This window comes from Paraburkholderia strydomiana, assembly GCF_031456815.1.
Classification (GTDB): domain Bacteria; phylum Pseudomonadota; class Gammaproteobacteria; order Burkholderiales; family Burkholderiaceae; genus Paraburkholderia; species Paraburkholderia caledonica.
Map to the genome: position 1 here is coordinate 1 of NZ_JAVDVL010000009.1, position 18,954 is coordinate 18,954.

Consider the following 18,954-nt stretch of genomic DNA (forward strand, 5'->3'; position numbering starts at 1 on the left):
AGTAACAAAAACGATGCAAACGATGCCGAGGCAATTTGTGAAGCGATGAGCCGGCCGGCCATGCGATTCGTCGCGGTTAAAACGATCGAGCAGCAAAATGTGCAGGCAGTTCACCGGGTCCGTTCAGGATTGATGGAGCAGCGGAACGCCAAGGCGAACCAGATCCGCGGTCTGACGTCGGAGTACGGCATCGTGGCGCCAAGGGAGATTGCCCAGTTACGCCGTGCGGTTCCGGTTTGGCTGGAAGACATTAACTGCGGTCTGAGCGATCGTTTCCGGCGTCTGCTTGTGGGCCTGTGGGAGGATCTGCGTTCGCTGGACGACCGCATTCACGAGCTAGACAGTGAAATTGCCGAAATTGCTGCGTCCGATCCGGTTGCCAGGCGCTTGCAACAGCTGCGTGGTGTTGGTCCGATGGTGGCGACGGCGTTAATTGCTACCGTGGGCAATGCCAGACACTTTGCTAATGGCCGACAGATGGCTGCATCGCTCGGGCTGACGCCAAAACAAAGCAGTTCAGGGGGCAAGGAGCGGCTGCTCGGGATAAGCAAACGAGGTGATGCCTACGTGCGTTGTCTGCTAATTCACGGTGCACGGGCGATGATCCAGATGGCCAGACGACGCACCGATGCACTCAGCCTGTGGGTCATGTGCATCGCTGGCAAGCGACATTCAAACATCGCCGCCGTAGCGCTCGCAAACAAGACCGCCCGCATCGCCTGGGCCATGATTACCCGGGGAACGGACTATCAACCGGAACTTGCAGCATATTGAAGTCGTAAGTACCCAGCAGTACCTTGCACTACGATTGCAAAACAAGCCGCACGATGGCCAACAGGTCGAACCGGCGCTGATCAAACCCGCGAATGACCGAGGCTTCGAGCCCGTACAAGCGATTGGGAGTCAGCGCGCGAATAGCCCATCAGGGTCCTTGCCTCATAGAGGCATAGCTGCAACAGACCGGATATACGTGAGCGATCGATCCTGAGCTTAAAAGGCGACGTGTTTGCAAACGAGGAGGAGTCCATATACGGTCATTTGACGATCGGCCTCGACTGCCGACAATCCAGCGTCTTGCGCCGATCGACGATTTGTCAATTGATCCGGTTTGTCGACAGACACGGCGACCAAGATGTCAATGAACGTATCCAGGATTCTCAAAGTTCCACCCTCGCAACGGACGGTCGCTTGAAGATATCGGTCCGAAGTAAGGCGTTATATCTCTCTGCAGCAGGGCAAGCGTTGAAATTGATTTCAGGCAAGAAGTGAACCGTCATTTGTCACCTGCAATCCGCTTGCTGATTAGCCGCCGGCTGACGCGCGATTCTATCTGGCCGCAGGCTTCCCCGCCGACGCGGTTAAGGCGTATCTGCTTACGGTCGCAACTTCGCGATTTGAGGGTTGGAGGAAGGTGAACAAAGCCGCCTCCCTCGACGATTTTCCTCTAAGCCTCAAAGACCTTGGCGCAAGCGGTGCATTGCTCGATCTGGAAAAACTGGAGAGCATTTCAAGGAGTTACTTCGTCGAGCAACCGATTGATCGACTCGTAGCAGAAGGCCTGGCGTGGGCGACAGATTTTGATAGGGAGCTATGCGAGCTCTGGCAGGATGATTCCGGATATCTGGCTGACGTACTGGCGACCCAGCGTGCGAACCCCGCGCGTCCACGAAAGGTTCTGGGTAAATGGAGCGATTTCCGGCCAGCGCTTGGGTTCTTCTATGACTCTCTTTTCGAGCGGGATGCCGGTATGGAGGCAGAGATGAACGAGCTTGTTCGCCGCGCTCCGGTTCTAGCGGCTGTCAGAACTATCATCGAGCGACTACCAGGCGTGATGGATGCGGCAGGCTTCGCGGCAATGTTGCGTGAAGCTGCCGAAGCGCACGGCCTGAACCAGAGTCGCCACCCGGCGGTTAACTCGTCGTTCGTGCACATATCTGCACTTTATAGTTCGCTTAAGTTCCTGCTTTATGGAAGACGAGATTCGATGGATCTCTGGGTGTTGGTATCCAGGATGGGTGTGGGCCGCGCCATCAGTAGATTACAAATTCAGCGCGAGAGATTTTAAATTCCCGCCTGGAGACGCCCTGATCGGCAGCTCAGAATCATCCCGCGCTGGCGGTGTCGGCAGACGGCGGCCTCATGAGGACTGTCGGGCGCGTTCCTCAGAGCGAGCGCCCGTTGAAGCATCGCCGCATCGACTGAGACTTCAGTTAGGACATGCCTTGCGTCCAGTGATGATTCGCTTCGTCTCGCTTCAGAGGTTGCGGGCAGTCGTCGACATGCTAAGCGCGCAATCCGAACGAAAGATCAGAATTATGCGGAATGGATAATCGATAAAGGGGCAGTTCATTTCTTCGCTTCTATATCGATGCTGTAATGAAAAAGTAATAAAAAAATATCCCATAACTTACTAAAGTTTTCTCTGGTCAGGCCGACATTCGTAATACGGGCGCATGGGTCCCATAGAACCCGCCCTATAAAAACCAAACGAGAGAGTCCGTCGGACGGGGTTGCATGAAAGGCCGGTATTGTCTACGACACCCGCAATTCGGGAGTCGGCGCGCGATTGCTCGCGCTGCGCATTTTCTTATCTTAATGTTTGCTGCTGTTCCGGTAACGGCCAGTGCGGCAGGCATTGTCGTCGACGGTGCAACTGCAACTACGGTTTCCACTGCCACAAATGGCCACCAAACCGTTAATATTGCCCCAGCATTTGCCGGCGTATCAAACAACACTTATACGAATTTCAGTGTCGATGCCGCCGGCGCTTCGCTGAATAACGTAGGCATTAATGCCCGGACCATCGTCAATCAGGTCACAAGTACTAATCCAAGCATTATCAGTGGCCGTATCGATGTACTCGGGTCGCGGGCCAATGTGATACTGGCCAATCCCAATGGCATTACGGTGAACGGCGGCTCGTTCGTGAACACCGGCCGGGTGGCGCTGACCACCGGTCACGTCAGTTTCAAGGACACCGTGCCGGTAGCCGGACTGCCCGAGCGTGACATTGTGCTGGACACGAGCACGGGGACGATCGTGGTTGGCCCACAGGGATTGACGGGCGCACTGATCGGTCTTGACCTGATCGCGAAGAACCTGCAGATCAACGGGCCGCTCGCGAACACCTTCACGTCGCAAACCGCTGCGATACGCGCGGTAGCGGGCACGAGCAACGTCACGTTAAACACCGCCGTGTCGCCCACCGACAACGGCAACGACTGGCTCACGCTGAATTCCTCGGCAATGCCCGCCACCGCAAACTCTTTTGCAATCGACATTACGGCAGCCGGCAGTCTGACGAGCGGCCGCGTCCAACTGATCGTTACTGACAAAGGCCCAGGCGTACGCAGCGCCGGACCGATGAATGCGACGCTGGGCGACTTCACGCTGTCCTCCAACGGTTCGGTGCAGTTTTCCAACACCACGCTTACCGCGCAGAACAATCTCGATCTGCAGGTTCAGGACGGCATTGCGCTGACCGACACGAAGCTCAAAACGAACAACGGTTCGGCCACACTCGCTGCGAGCGGCGCCGTGTCGCTGACGGGCAGCAGTCTGCTTGCCGCGACAGGTATCAATATCAGCGGTGCGGGGATCGCATTGACGCAGGACGCCACGGCGCAGTCCGTGGTGGCCTCGACCAACAGCGGTGTAGTGCTGACAAGCACCGGAGACATCACGAACTTCGGCTCACTTATCCAGGGCCAGCAGACCAACACGCTCGACAGCGCATCGCTTGGCGCCGTGACACTGAAAGCGACGGGGAACGTCTGGAACCACTCGACTGCGGAAAGCAAGCTCGCGGTTCTATTCGGCGTGGCCGGTGACGTGTCGGTCACCGCCGGCGGCTCCGTGACCAACCAGAACGCCCGCATCCTGTCCAATAAGGCACTGACGATCACCGCTGGCGGCGACGTCAACAACATCGTCGATCATTCCGCGGGAACGAACGGCGGCGCGCCGGTTGGCTATTCAGATCGCAGCTGGCGCCTCATTTTTGTCGAGCACCGCGAGAACGGCTTCGATGTGGATTACGGTGCAATCGCCGATCCCTCGAAGCTCTCCTACATCACTGCGGACGACGGCAAGCTGACGATTTCAGGCGCCAACGTGGCAAATATCGGCGGCTCGATTCTCGCAAATGGCGGTTCCATCGCGATCACCGCGCGCAATCAGTTGTTGACGCAAGGCGTCTTTACTGGCCAGGCCTCATACCGGCAGACGTGCTTTTTCTTCTGCAGTTCGTCGTCGTCAAGCAGCGTTCAGACGTTCGGTGGCGTCATCGAAGCATCACAGGACATCACGCTGAAGGCAGGCACGCAGATCACGAACACGGGCGGTACTGTCCTCGCGCTCAACGTGCTGAAACTGGACGCGCCCAAGACGCTCGCTCAGGCTGTGCTCGGCTATAGCGCGATCAACCGCAACCACGATCTGAAGGCCTGGTTCGGCAATTCATGGTCGGCGATTTTTGCGGCAGACACAGGGGGCGTCTTCACCGGCGGCACTGGGCAGGTTGAACTGACTGGAGAGGCCGATATAGAGGGCGGCGCCTTTAACGCGCCTGGCGGCATCAAGGCCGCAGGCGGTGTGAACACCATCCGCGCGCCATACCGCGCACCGGTGACGGTCGGCAATCACAATCACATCGGGCTCGTATCATGGTTCGGGCTCTAGATCGCACCATGAAGCGCACCAGCAGGCGGCCCATGGAGCGACCGGCAGGGCAGGGGGCAAAGCGCCACGTGCACTGCCTCGCGCGCTGCGCGCTGGCCGTACTCGCCGGTACGGCGTCGGCCAGAGCCTGGACGCAAACGGTGCCGCCAGGCTTGCCGAATCTCCCGGCACTCGGCGGCGTTCCGTTAGGCGTGCCGATGCGCGCGGAACAGGACCCGGCGCAACGGCTGCTTCAGGAGCAGCGCGACCGCCAGCGTCGCGAGGAAATCCAGCAGGCGCCTGCGCAGATCGAAGTGCAGCAGCCCACCGTGGTCAATCTGCCCGAAGGCGCGGATGTTGAAACACTGCCGGACGTGGCGCCGTTGTTCAGAATCGACCACGTCGAATTTGTTGGTGATACGGTGCTCGGCCGACGCGAGCTCGATACGATCGCCGCGCCCTTCATCGGCAAGGAGCTGGGCCGCAACCGCATCAACCTGCTGCTGCGCCGCGTGACCGAAGCATTCATCGCGCGGGGCTATATCACGACGCGGGCCTACCTCGGCGCGCAGAACCTCGCGTCGGGGACGCTCAGGATCAACATCGTTGACGGCAAGGTTTCGGCTTTTACGCTAAATGGCCATCCGCTGCGTCCGCGCGAGCGCGACGAGCCCTGGTACAGGACACACGGCGGGGGCCTGCTGACCGACGCAGGTACCGCGTGGTCGTTCGGCGACAGCGTTGGGGACGTGCTGCGCCTGCCCGATCTCGAACAGGGCGTGGACCAGATCAACCGGCTGCGCCGCAACCAGGCTGAAATCCAGATCCTGCCGGGCGAGACGCCGGGCGATTCGGTCGTGGCCATCACGAACCACTATGGCGACCGCGTTTACTATGATCTTGGCATCGACAACTATGGCAGCTCGCAGACCGGCACGCTGCGCTATCGCGCCGGCGTGCAGGCGAACAACCTGATCGGTCTGCAGGAGTCGCTGTCGTTCAACTTCGTGGGCACGCAGGACAGCAACGCAGTGGTGTTTTCTGCTGCGGCGCCCTACGGCTATCAGACTTTCAGCTATACGACGTCACTCTCGGAATATCAGCAGGCCATTGGCGATGTTGCTCTGCTTCAGGGCCGCACGTTCAGCCAGATCCTCGGCTGGAACGATGTGCTGAGCCGTTCACGCGCGGGCCGCACAAGCGTTGACGTCACGCTCACGAAAATGCGCACCGAGCGCAGTCTGAACGGTATCGAACTGTCGCCGCAGGACCTCACGGTATTGCGCATCGGACTGAATGGCTTGCGCCGTTTCGTGGCGAACGAGCAGGGCGCTGCTGCCACCTGGGACGTCGGCGTGTCGCAAGGTTTGCCCTGGCTTTCGGCGAGCCACGACAGCCCCGGCATTGATGAGGTCGAGGCGCACAGCCAGTTCACGCGGCTCGACGCGACGGCCACGCTGCAGATCGCGCTCGGCACACTGGCGGGCACGCAATGGACCTATCGCGGCACCCTGCGCGGACAGTACAGCCGCGTCGCGCTATTCGGCAACGAACAGATCTTCCTCGGCGGCATGGACTCGGTGCGCGGCTTCACCGAAGGCGGCATTGCGGGTGACAGCGGTTTTTATCTGCGTAACGAGGCGGCCTGGCAGAACGTACCTGCCTGGCACGACGCGCGGCTCGAACCATATGTGTTCCTCGACGGCGGCAAATCTCATCTGGTCGCGCAAGGCGGCTGGCCGACGTTGATTGGCACAGGCATCGGCGCACGCGCGCAATGGCGCTACAAAGCGCAAACCGTCACCAGCGAGGTGCTGCTCGGGCAGGCCTTGCTCCAACCGGCTGCACTCGGAAAGAAAGCCACCGTGCTGCTCGCCACACTCAACTGGTCACTTTAACGAGGTTCTCATGAAACATCGCCCGATCGCAGTCACGATTCGCAACGCCGCCCTGCTCGCGATGCTTGCCGCGGCGGGTCTCGTTGTGAGCATGCCGTTCGCGCACGCGTCCAACAAACCGTCGTCGAAGCCATCGCCGGAGAAGACGGTCGAGGCCGTGACGGGCCCGCTGCCCCCGAATGCAGTCGCGCGTGTAAACAACGTGATCATCACCCAGACGCAGCTCGACGATGCGGTGCGCGCCTCGAATGCACCGGACACGCCTCAATTGCGTGCGTCGATAAAAAACCAGTTGATTGCACGCGAACTGTTCCGCCAGGCTGCGGAAAAACAGCACTACGAGTCGCGCCCACAGGTGATGGCGGCGGTCGAACAGGCGAAGGCCGTAGCGATGACAGCGGCCTATCTGCGCGATCAGGTGAAGCCCGCACCTGTGACCGACGCGGAAGTGAAAGCGAAGTACGACGCGATCGTCGCCACGCTCGGCGAGTTCGAGTACAAGCCCAGCGCCATTGCCGTGAAGGACGCGGATACGGCGCAAACGGTACTCACGCAACTGAAGAAGGGTACTGATTTCGCGCAACTCGCGAAGCAGTACAGCCAGGCGCCAGGCGCCGCTCAGGGTGGCGCGCTGAACTGGATTTCATTCAAGACGCCGATCCAGCCGGGAAACACACAGAGCTGGCCGCAGTCGCTCGCCGAAGCACTGGTGAAGCTGCCGCAGGGCGGGGTGTCGAGCACGCCGGTGCAGGTTGGCGACGCATTCTGGATTTTGCGTGTCGACGAAAAACGCGCGACGCAGGTTCCGCAGTACGACCAGATCAAGGACGCACTGCGCAAGCAGCTTGAGCAGGTCGCGCTGCAGAAAGCGACCGCGCAGGTCGTCGTAGATCTGATGAAGAACGCAAAGATTCAGCAGCAGTAGAACCTCGCTCTTTGGAGCGCGCAGCGGTCGGGGTGAATCCGCTGCAACGCCGTTTCGGGTCGGAGTGCCCGGGCCGGCGGAGAAGTACCGCGAGTGAAAAACCAGAAGAAGACGAGAGCATCATGAACGCGTCAACGCGCCACGCTTTACGACAACTCGAACAGAACCGTCTCGCCCACGACGAGCGGCACGAACGCGGCATGCAGTCCGCGCGCGAACGTTGGTCGATGCCGACATCTGTGCGCCCGTATCGCGTCTGGCAGCGCGCCGTTTCGGCACTGGTCGCGCTGACGCTTTTCGCCGGACCGCTGTCCATCACGTTCGAGCAGAGCCGCGACGCCGCGGGCGTGCTTGCCGCGGGAAGCACGCGCCTGGACGACGAAGCGTGGCAGCAGATTCAGGATCTTGCCGGCTTGCGCGTTCGCTTCACGATGCAGGAGGCGCAGGCCGCGCCTATCGTTGACCCGACCGCGCCAATTTCCTTCCAGCCGAAGATCACGCAGAGCACCGGCGCGAACGGTGGTGTGCCCGTAGTCAACATCACTGCGCCTAACGCGGCAGGCATTTCGCTGAACCAGTATCAGAGCTTTAACATCGATCCTGTCGGGCTGATCCTCAACAACAGCCTGATGTCCGGCACGTCGCTCACAGGCGGCGATGTGCAGGCCAATCCGAATCTCTCCGGCCGTACAGCGAATCTGATCGTCAACCAGGTGACGTCTACGGGTGCCGCCTTCGCGAGCCTGCTCAACGGTCCGCTCGAAGTGTTCGGCGCGCCGGCCACGGTCATCATCGCGAATCCGAACGGCATCACGACTCACGGGACTGGCTTCACGAACACGATTGGCGTCACGTTATCGACGGGTACGCCGCAATTTCTGAGCGACCTCAAAGGCAGTGTCACCGACTTCAACAACGCCCAGGCAATCGGCTATAGCGTGACCGGTGGTCACATCCAGATCGAGGGCAACGCGGGTGTGAACGGCCCCGGCGCGGGCATCGAAGGCACGGTTGGTACGATCGACCTGATCGGCGAAACGATCGGTATCAATGCGCCGCTGTATGCGGGCCAGCGCATCAATGCGATCGCGGGGCGCCAGTTCGTGCTGCCCTCGGCCGTGACGGCTAGCGGCACCACGTATGCCACGTCGTCAAACGGCGCGGACAACACGGCGAACGCCATCAACAACGCAAACGGCCGCGCCAACAACGGTCTCGCAATCGACGCCACCGCGTTCGGCGCGATGACCGCGGGCCAGATCCAGGTGATCGGCACAGCGGCGGGCATGGGCGTGCGCACCGATGCACAGATGGCCGCGAACACCGGCGACCTCTTGCTCTCGTCGAACGGCGATCTCACTGTAAACGGTTCCGCCGCGCAACAGCAGGCAATCTTGCAGGCAAGTGGCAATGTGTCGATGACCGGCGCTCACGTCGGCGTCACCGGCTACACCATCAATGCGAATGGCGATGTGACCTCGAGCGGCACGATCCAGAGCGGCGGCAAGCTCGCGGTGAGTGCGGGCGGCAACGTGAACGTGGCGAACACCCAATCGAGCGGCGATGCCGCGATCAAAGGTGGTGCCAATGTCACGCTTGGCGATGTGCAGACGGGGGGCGCACTTTCGGTTAGCGCGCAGGGCAACGACGGTGCGGGCGACATCAACCTGAATGGCACGTCGGTGGTGAGCGGCGCGACGAACCTTCAGGCCGCGCGCGATATCAACGTCAATGGACAGACCAACGGCGGAACGTTGCAGGCGACTGCGCAACGCAACGTCAATGTGAACGCGGCTTTGCAGACGTCAGGCGATCTTGCCCTGAGCGCCACGCAAGGCAACCTGAACGCAGGCGCCATGCTGAAGAGCGGCAACAACCTTGCGCTCACATCTGGCCAGAACACTATCGTTACCGGACAGGCCACTGCCCGGAACGCAGTCACCGTCGCGGCAGGCGAGGACCTGACCGTGAGCGGATCGCTCGCCAGCGGCACAACGCTCGCCGCGAATGTCGCGCGCGATATGTCGGTGCCGGGGTCGCTCCTCGTCGGGACTAATGCGCAGGTGAACGCAGGGTGCAATGTCGATGTGCCCGGTGTCGTCATCGTGCAGCAGGACGGTGTGATCAACGCGCAGAACAATCTGACGGGCGGCGGTTCTGTCGCATTCGGGCAAAACGGCACGCTGGCCACGGGGCAGGACGTGGCATTCGCCGGCAAGCTGCTGGCCAATGGTCTCCAGGTGACGGCGGGCAATAACGCGAGCGTCGCCGATGTGCAGGCAGGCGGTGCATTCAGCATCGCCGCGAACGGGTCGACCAGTAATCCAGCCGGCGGCGGCGACGTCAGCTTCAATGGCAATGCGGCGGCGGTTGGTGCGACGACCGTGCAGGCCGCGCGCGATGTCATCGTGAACGGAACGCTCGCAGGCGGCTCGCAGGTCGCCCTGACGGCGCAGCGCAACGTGACGGTGGCAACCAGCGGTACGGTGCAGGCCGTCGGCGATCTGGCTGTTGCGGCGGTGAGTGGCAGCGTCAGTTCGAGCGGTACCGTAAACGGTGCCGCAAAGCTATCGGTTAGCGGCGCGCAGGATGTCGCGTTGACCGGCGCGACGAGCGTGACCGGCGATACGACGCTCACCGCAGGGCATGACGTTGTGATTGGCGGCACGCTCGCGGGACAGGGCGCGGCGACGCTCAATGCTGGCCATGACGTCATCGCGGGCGGCAGCAGCGGCTTCGTGAAAGACGCGAGTGTGACTGCGGCGAACGATCTTGCGGTGACCGGCGCGCTGCAAGGGGCGGCCGTTTCGCTGACAGCAGGGCGATCAGTCGCGCTGAACAACGTGCAGGCCAATAACGCGCTGCAGGTGACGGCAACGAGCGGCACGCTTGCGGTGAACGGACTCGTTGCTTCGCTTTCCACGGCGTCGTTGAGTTCCGGTGGCGACACGTCGATTAACGGCGCATTGCAGAGTGCGAATGCATTAAGCGTGACGAGCGGCGGCAACACGTCGATCGCCGGCAGCGTCGCGTCGAACGGCAACGTCACGCTGGCGAATGCGGCGGGCTCGCTGACGAGCACCGGCAACATTCAGTCCGGCGACAACCTGCTGATCAATGCGGCGCAATCTGTCGACCTTGGCAGGCAGGGTACTTCCGCGCTCGGCGATCTGACTGTCAACGCCGGCCAGAGTCTAACGATGAACGGCTCGGTGGTTGCGCAAGGCAACGGCGCGCTGACTGCCGGCGGTACGATCGCCGGTGCCGCGACAGCCGCGTTCGGTCTCGCGGCGAACGTAAGCTCCGGCGGCGATACGGATCTCACCGGTTCGCTGCGCGGCGGTTCTGTGCAGACGACGGCGGGCGGCTCTGCGTCGCTGCATGACGTGCAGGCCGCATCGGGCCTTGCACTCGCATCCAGCAATGACCTGACTATCACCGGCGCTGTGACGGGCGGCGCGGCAGTGGCGCTCAACGCGGGGCAGAACATCGTCATCAGCGGTTCGATCCAGTCTGCTAACGACACGACGCTCAGCGCCCGGAGCGGCAGCCTCAGTTCGACAGGCACCATCGCCAGTAATGGTGCATTGACTGCGCAGGCCGGCTCCGACATCAACCTTGGCGGCACGACGACCGCCGCGCTCGACACCACGCTCAGCGCAACGCGCGACATCAACGTGACCGGCATGCTCGCCGGGCAAGGCCAGGGCGGCGTGACAGCGGGGCGTGACATCGGTGGTGCAGGCACCATGACGTTCGCGCAGGCGGCCACGCTTGATGCGGGCCGGGACGTCGCACAAGGCGGTCTGATCCAGGGCCAGTCCGTGCAGGTGACAGCCGCGGGCAACATCGGCGTGAACAACGTCGAGTCGGCGAGCACGGTTGCGCTCACCGCGAATGGGACGAACACGGTTAACGGTGCCGGCAATGTCACTGTGAATGGTTCGGTCGCCGCGGCGGGTGCCGTGACGGCAACGGCGCGCCACGACGTTTCGGTTGTATCGACCGGGAAGGTCGCAAGCGGGACGACGGTCAATGTTAGTGCCCAGCACGACATTGACATTGCAGGCGCCGTCGAGTCGGTCGGCGATACGGCGCTCGCGGCACAAGGCAGTCTGAATGCAACGGGCGGTATCAACAGCGGGGGCAAGCTGAATATCGCCACGGGGCTCGATCTTTCGCTTGGAGCGAGCACGAGCGCGGTTGGCGATGCGACGCTGAGCGCAGGCCGTGACGCGCTGCTAAATGGCCTGCTGATCGGCGAGGCGAACGGCTCTGTGACGGCGGGCCGCGATATAGGCGGCGCGGGCACACAGGCCTTCACGCAAGCTGCGACTTACACGGCGCAGCGCGATATTGCGTTGACAGGTGGCGTGCAGGCCAATGTCATCAACGCGACGGGCGGCAATAACGCCGCGCTGCACAACGCCAACTCGGCGAGTACGCTGACGCTGAGCGCCAACGGCAACGCCGGCGGTGGCGATGCGGCGATCACGGGCACGGCCACGGCGCCTGGCGCCGTCACGTTGAGCGGCGCGCGCGACGTCCTTGTGAGCGGATCGCTGACTACTGGAGACTCGCTGACGCTGGCAGCGCTTCGTGACGTATCGGCGAGTGGCACGCTGCAGACTACAGCCGGCGACCTGAGTGCGACCGCGGCTACCGGCAGCATCGCGCTGACGGGCACCACGACCACATCGGGCGCGTTGAATCTGAGTTCGGCACTCGACACCCAGTTGGGTGGTCAGATCAATGCGGCGAAGGACGTTACCGTGCAGGCGGGCCGCGACATTACGCTGAGCGGCGCGCTCGCCGGTCAGCTTGGCGGCACGCTTACGGCATCGAACGATATCGCGGGTGCGGGCACCGCCGCATTCGCTCAGGCTGCAGCGCTGAATGCTTCGCATGACCTCGCATTGACCGGCGCATTGCAAGGCGCAAGCGTCAACGTGACGGGCGGCAACAATGCCGGACTTGGGAGCGTGCAGGCCGTCACCGGCAATGTAAGCCTGATGGCCAACGGCAATGCAGGCGGTGGCGACGTGACGCTCGGCGGTACGGTGACTGCACTCGGCGCACTCGCTGTGCAGGCGGCACGCGACGTCAGGGTAGCGGGTGCGATCAACACAGGCAGTACCACGACAATCGACGCAACCCGCAACATCGCGCTGGCCGATGTGAATTCGGCAGGTGATCTGACACTTGCCGCGACGAGCGGCAATGCCAGCGCGGCGAACGTCACCACGCAGGGCAACCTGACCGGAAGCTCGGGCCAGGCGCTGCACATCGCGGGCGCGACGACCGTGGGTGGCAATGCGCAGCTCACGTCGGGCGGCGACATGACCCTGGCGGGTGGCATCGGCGCGCAGAACGCGGGCACGTTGACGGCCGGCGGCTCGATCAGTGCGGCGTCGGTGGCGTTTGGCCAGCAGGCCACGTTGAACGCGGGAGCTAGCATCGGCGTGACCGGCGCCGTCGCCACCAACGGTGTACTCAATGCAACGGCGGGGAATGACCTCTCTCTCGGTTCCGCGCAGGCGGGCGGCGCGATCGCGTTGCAGGCGCAAGGGCATAACGGCGCGGGCGACGTGAAGGTGAGTGGCGCAGTCGCGTCCGGCGGCGCGGTGACGGTCAATGCCGCGCGCGACGCAACGGTCGGCGGCAACGCGAGCAGTACCGGTGCTCTCGCCGTAAGCGCCGGCCGCAATCTCACTGCGAGCGGCACGGTCGGTGCGAACGGCGATGTGACGTTGACGGCGACGGGCGGTGGCCTGTCTGTCGGCGGTGCAATTACGACTCAGGGAAACCTCAACGCAACTTCCGGTGGCGCGCTTGCCTTGAACGGCGAACTCGTCAACGGAAATACCACGTTGACTGCAGGAGGCACTGCGACGCTGACCGGGGCCTTCCTGGGGCTCGGTCTCGCGACGATCAACGCGGGCGGCTCGGTGAACGGCGGTGGCTCGCTGACGTTCGGCAAGGACATTACTGTGAGCGCGGGTGGTGGTGTGGCGCTCGGCGCGATCCAGGGCGCGGGTCAGTTCTCGGCGACTTCGGTCGGCGATATGTCGCTCGGTGCGACGACGGCCGTGGGCAATGTAAGTGGGAAGTCGACGGGCGGCAGCGTAAGCGTCGGCGGCAATCTGCAGTCGGGCGGCAATGTAACGATCCAGGCCGCGAAGAGTGCGACGGTGGCGGGCGCTGTGTCGTCGATGGGCACTGTGAACGTCACCGGCACGCAGGGCAATGTGAGTGTGGCGGGCGTGTCGTCGAACGGTGACACGACGATGAGCGCAGGCCAGACGCTTACGCTGAGCGGCACTAGCACGGTGGCGGGGCAGTTCACACTGAGCGGCGGCAACGTCACGCTAAGCGGCTCACAGGGCGGCTCGAAGAATGTGAGCGTGACTGCGCAAGGGACACTCGATGCGAGCGGCGCGTCGATGGTCTCGACGCAGAACATGCAGTTCAGCGGCACCAACGTAACGTTGGGGACGGCGATTGTCGGCGGCGCCTTGACGGCCACAGCGTCGAACCAGTTGTCGCTCGTGGGCGCCGCAGTGGACGCGGTCGGTGCGGCGACGCTGACCGCGGGCAACGGTTTCTATAACACGAGTCAGGTGCTCTCGGGTGGCGCACTCTATGTGTCGGCGCCGAATGTGACGAACGCAGCGAATGCGTCACTGGCTTCGACGACTACCACGACGATCAACGCCACGAACTTCACCAACGCGGGTCTGGTGAACGGCTCGACAACCAATGTCACGGTGGCGGGCGGGCTGAACAACAGCGGCGGATCGTTGATGGCGGTGAACAGCCTGAACATCAACACCGGATCGCTGAACAACCAGAACGGGATTATTTTTGCGGGCAATCCCAATGCGCCCGGTGGACCGACGACCGGCGACGTCTCACTGACGATCAACGGCGGCAATGGCTCCTTTTATAACCCGGGCGGCCAGTTGCTCGCACAGCGCAACATGGGCATCAGCGCGATGAACATGGCGTTTGATCCGTCGCAGGGGACCATCAGCCAGGGCGGCCAGCTTTCTATTACCGCCGCGTCGATCAGTAACACCGGTACCTGGAACTATGGTGGGCAGGGCGTGACGCTGACAGGCGTCTACGGCATCAACAACTACGGGACCATGACGGGGACCGCGCCGCTGACGCTGTCTACTAACGGCACGTTCACGAATTTCGGTCAGGTGACCGGTGGCAACGTTACGTTCAATGGGACGTTGAACAATGTTGCTGGGGCGGTGATGCATGCGGACGGCACGCTTGCATTGAATGGCAACACGACGAACCGCGGGACCGTGGAGGCTAGCGGTCTTCTGTCTGTGACCGGAGGGAACTACGACAATCAGGGTGCGACGACCCAGTCCAGAGGGGATGCCAACTTCAATATTGCAGGGACGCTGCTGAATACCGGTGGGTCCATTTTTGCTGGGAATAACGTCAATATCAATGCGGGGGCGGTGGTCAATGATCAGACGGCGCCGAGTGGGACAACCTCCACCTCGACGACGACAGTCACCAATCCTTCGTTGCTTTGGTCTGCTGTAGCGGGGACGCAGACGTACTGGTACGAGCAGAGCTACGGCGGAGAGAACGGCTTTCTGCAACCCGCATCCGGGACAACGAGCGCCACGCTCGGCGATCTTCTTTCTCCCACAGGGACACAAGCCATTGGCGCTAATGCGGCAGCGCCAAACGCATCGCAGCCCGTAGCCGGCTCAGGCACCGTGAGCTTTTATGAACGTCATGTCCAGGTCGGCATGAGTTCGAGCGGCGATAGCAGTGTGCCCGTGTATGAAGATCTCTGGTATGTGGGAACGGGGCCGGACCCGACCGCGATAGCGTCGGTTACTCTGGCGTTGCCCACGATAAATCAAACGACGACCACGCAACAGGCTGGAACGTCGGGCGTCATTTCGGCCGGTAACTCGATCTCGCTCACTGCCACTTCGTTGTCCAACCGTGGCGGCCAGATCGCGGCACAAGGGAACGTGACGCTTAATGTTCAGTCGCTGAGCAATGGTGCCGTTGCGCCTGCGTCGTTGAACCAATCCGTCCAGACGATAGACCAGGGCCAATATTCCGCGTTCTTCGCGCAGCTTAAATCGCTTGGAACGATCGCGGTAGCAGGGACGGGTAACGCGTCCGGCACAAGCTGCGACTCCCAGAACTACTGCGCCATTGTCGACGTCCTGCCACCGAACGAGTTCAACATTGCGCCCGGTGCTGCTCCCACGGCGACTGGCTACACCACATCCACGTTCCCGACCGGCATGATCGCAGCGGGATATAATCTGGACATCTATGGTGGCAACCTGGTCAACGAGGGACTGCTGTACGCAGGCAACAATGTTCAGATCGGCGCCGCCAGCCTGACGAATCAGGGAGGCAACCAGCAGAACTATTCGACGCAGACCGGGTGTGCCACAGGCGTGCCCAATTCGGCATGCGGCACGGCTGGCTTCACACGCGGCTCAAATCCCACTACGACGACGTTCGGCTATAGCCAGAACGACGCGACGATATACGCCGGCAACGACCTTGTAATCGCCGCAGGTCAGATCAACAACACATTCGGCAATCTGCTGGCAGGTCACAACATCGTGATCGGCGGCGTTGGCTCGACTGCGAGTTCGACGACCCCCGCCAGCAGTCTGAACAACACGTCGGGCAATATCGTCGCGGGCAATAACATCACGCTCAACGTGTCGGGCGCGATTACCAACAATCTGCCGCCGCCTGTTCCAGTGCATGAAAACTACGGCTCGAAGGAACAGTATTCGGGCTGTATGACCGCGGGTGGCTACAAGGAAAGCTATTGCGAAGGCTATGTCGATCAGCAATCGGGCAGCTCGTCAGTCATCAGCGCTGGCAACAATCTGCAGATCAACGCTGGCAGCCTGACGAACATCGGGAGCCTGATTGCAGCGGGAAATACGGCTACGATTTCAGTCGCAGGTCCGGTGGTCAACGAAGCGCAAACATTGAACGCCTACTGGCACTCGCACTGGGTGCAGGAGACGGGCATGTTCAGCAGCGACAAGCGTCACGATGTGTGGGCGTGCGGATCGCCAGCTGAATGTACGGCGCTGTACGGCAGCGCTTATACGAGCACCGGCGGCACGATCGATCCGCCGCAGCCCGTCGGCAATATCGCGGCGACGATTCAGGCGCCCAATTTGACCATCACCTCGGGTGGTCAGATCGAGAACGTCGGCAACGTGATCGGCACGTCAGTAACCCTGACGGGGCAGAAGCTCATCAATGGCATCACGACGGCGAACACCTATACGCCGCGCGTCAACGCGCCGTCGCAGGTGATTTCGCTCAGTCCTGTGAGTCTGCCAGGGTTGAACCTCTCGGTGCCGCGTGCGGTGGGCGGCGCGCTTCCAACACCGGTTGCTGGCAAGGCGTCGTTTGTAGACAACTCGCTGGGTAGCTCGGCGCTGGGCAATCTGGGGCCTCAGGATCTGCTCACGGCACTGCCGGCAAATCTGCAACCGAACTCGACGCTGTTCTACTACAACCCGCAGGAAGAAGACCTGATGCTGCAGCAGGCGGCGTTGCAGCAGACCGGCAAGGCTAGCTTTATCGACGGGCTGTCGTATGACAGCAAGAGGAATACGTCCGTCACGGAGCAGGAAAAGGCATACCTGTATCAGAACGCGCTCGACTACGCGACGACGAACAACCTGCAGCTTGGCACTGCGCTGACGCAGATGCAGATCAACGCGCTCGACAAGCCGATGCTCTGGTATGTGGAGCAGACAGTTCCGGACCCATCGTGCACGGTAACCGGCACGGCTACATGTCCCACGATTACGGCGCTGATGCCGCAGGTCTATCTGCCGAGCGATACGAGCGCGATGTCGGCCGGTGGCAATATTTCCGGACGGGACGTTACGCTCAATTTCGGTAAAGGTAGTGGCGGCAGCATTCAGAATACAGGCAGCATTACTGCGTCCGATACGCTGACGGTCAATACAGATGCATTGACCAATCAGGCGAACCAGGTCGATATCGGTCAGATCTGGAGCAAGGTGAAGGGCGGTTACGTCGAAGAAACGGGAACCACCGTGCAACCGGGCGGGTTCATGAGTGCGGCCAACATGAATCTGAACGTTGAAACGCTCAGTCAGATCGGCGGCGCACTGCAGAAACTGAATGCGGACGGCACGCTCGATCAGGCGGGCACCCAGATAATTCTCGGGCAAATCCAGCAGCAACTCGGAAGCGCGTTTTCGCAAGTTGCAGTCAGCGACAACCTGCATACCCAGTTCGTGCAGGAAGGAGGTCTCGGAGCGTTCGGGCAGGTGCTTAGCATCGCGATCGAAATCGTAGCCTCGTTCTACCTCGGGCCGTTAGCTGGCGCACTTATTGGCAGCATCGCCGGGCAGATGATCACTACCGGCTCGGTGAATTGGGGTTCGGTTGGCAAGGCCGTGGCAGTCGCAGAGCTCACCGCTGGTATCGACGCCGGGCTAGGGCTGAACGGAGCGAGTGGCTTCAGTGACATTGGCAATGGCACCGTTTATGCCGACTCGTCTATCACTCTCGCGGACGTGGGGCAAACCGCGATGAACGTGGCCGAGCGTTCCTTGGTGAGCGCTGGCGTATCTACCGCGATATATGGTGGTAGCTTTGGGCAGGCGCTAAAAAATAATCTGGTGTCGAATGTTGCTGCTGTGGGCGCCAATTTTATTGGTGACGAGTTCAATCAGTCGTCCGGTCTTTTCAGCAACACAAGTCCGCTGTATTACGCTGCGCATGCTGCACTGGGATGTGCAACCTCGGCAGCGTTAGGCACTGGCTGTTCGGGTGGTGCGATTGGCGGGGCGACGAGCGCGATGGTGTCGCCGTTCTTGGTTGGCCAGGCAGGCGGCGCAGCCAACCTGACAAACGACCAACGTGCGTTGATCGTCGGCGCATCAACGCTGCTGGGTGGCTTAACGGCGGGACTTGCTGGCCAGAACGCGCAGGGCGGGGCGGCAGCAGCGGCGAACGAAGCGCTGAACAACTCGACGGGCGATCATCGAACAGAAGAAGAAAAGGCGCAGGACGCGATCAAGGCGCAGCAACAGAAAGAAGCGGCGACCCTGGGCCAGGGACGCACGGTGACGACGGAAAATGGCGAGACCTATGTGACAGGCTCGTCGGCGATCGGAGGATTGGGAGGAGCCACAAACACGGCGGCGGAGGGCAATCCAACCATTCAGTTCGGGGCCAACGACAACCAGAGCAGCCATACCTTCCGTCACGTAATCAGCGGTGGCTATGATGCAACCGCAGTTCAAAATGCCGTGACAGGCAACCTAAACAATATTGGCGCATCGTTGCCTCAGGGGCAGTACACAGGCACCGTCGTTGTGAATGGGACGACCTTCAACTACAGTGCCTACAAGCTTCCCAACGGAACGATTAACGTAGGGCGAATTACGCCACCGAGGTGAA

General features: G+C 61.7%; 6 protein-coding genes. All 6 read left to right on the top strand.

What is annotated here, in order from left to right; genetic code table 11:
- A partial coding sequence (locus J2W46_RS22705) for an IS110 family RNA-guided transposase (RefSeq protein ID WP_310356374.1) occupies nt 1-774 on the top strand: 774 nt, incomplete at its 5' end.
- 637 nt (nt 775-1,411) lie between these two features.
- On the top strand, nt 1,412-2,065 hold the full coding sequence (locus J2W46_RS22710) for a hypothetical protein (protein WP_310356376.1): 654 nt from the start codon (nt 1,412-1,414) through the stop codon (nt 2,063-2,065).
- 449 nt (nt 2,066-2,514) lie between these two features.
- Nucleotides 2,515-4,680 (top strand): filamentous hemagglutinin N-terminal domain-containing protein, encoded by a 2,166-nt coding sequence (locus J2W46_RS22715; protein ID WP_374726858.1) that lies wholly within the window; start codon nt 2,515-2,517, stop codon nt 4,678-4,680.
- 32 nt (nt 4,681-4,712) lie between these two features.
- Nucleotides 4,713-6,557 (top strand): ShlB/FhaC/HecB family hemolysin secretion/activation protein, encoded by a 1,845-nt coding sequence (locus J2W46_RS22720; protein WP_374726859.1) that lies wholly within the window; start codon nt 4,713-4,715, stop codon nt 6,555-6,557.
- Between the two features lie 10 nt (nt 6,558-6,567).
- On the top strand, nt 6,568-7,482 hold the full coding sequence (locus tag J2W46_RS22725) for a peptidylprolyl isomerase (protein ID WP_310356382.1): 915 nt from the start codon (nt 6,568-6,570) through the stop codon (nt 7,480-7,482).
- Nucleotides 7,483-7,604: 122 nt separating this feature from the next.
- The gene (locus J2W46_RS22730; RefSeq protein ID WP_310356386.1) at nt 7,605-18,953 is read left to right on the top strand and encodes a two-partner secretion domain-containing protein; all 11,349 of its coding nucleotides are present in this window, start codon (nt 7,605-7,607) and stop codon (nt 18,951-18,953) included.
- The last annotated feature ends 1 nt before the right edge of the window (nt 18,954 follow it).

Excerpts from the sequence above, each read along its gene's own strand:
- J2W46_RS22715 (WP_374726858.1), top strand. The coding sequence starts at position 2,515 with ATGAAAGGCCGGTATTGTCTACGACACCCGCAATTCGGGAGTCGGCGC.
- J2W46_RS22720 (WP_374726859.1), top strand. The coding sequence starts at position 4,713 with ATGGAGCGACCGGCAGGGCAGGGGGCAAAGCGCCACGTGCACTGCCTC.
- J2W46_RS22725 (WP_310356382.1), top strand. The coding sequence starts at position 6,568 with ATGAAACATCGCCCGATCGCAGTCACGATTCGCAACGCCGCCCTGCTC.
- J2W46_RS22730 (WP_310356386.1), top strand. The coding sequence starts at position 7,605 with ATGAACGCGTCAACGCGCCACGCTTTACGACAACTCGAACAGAACCGT.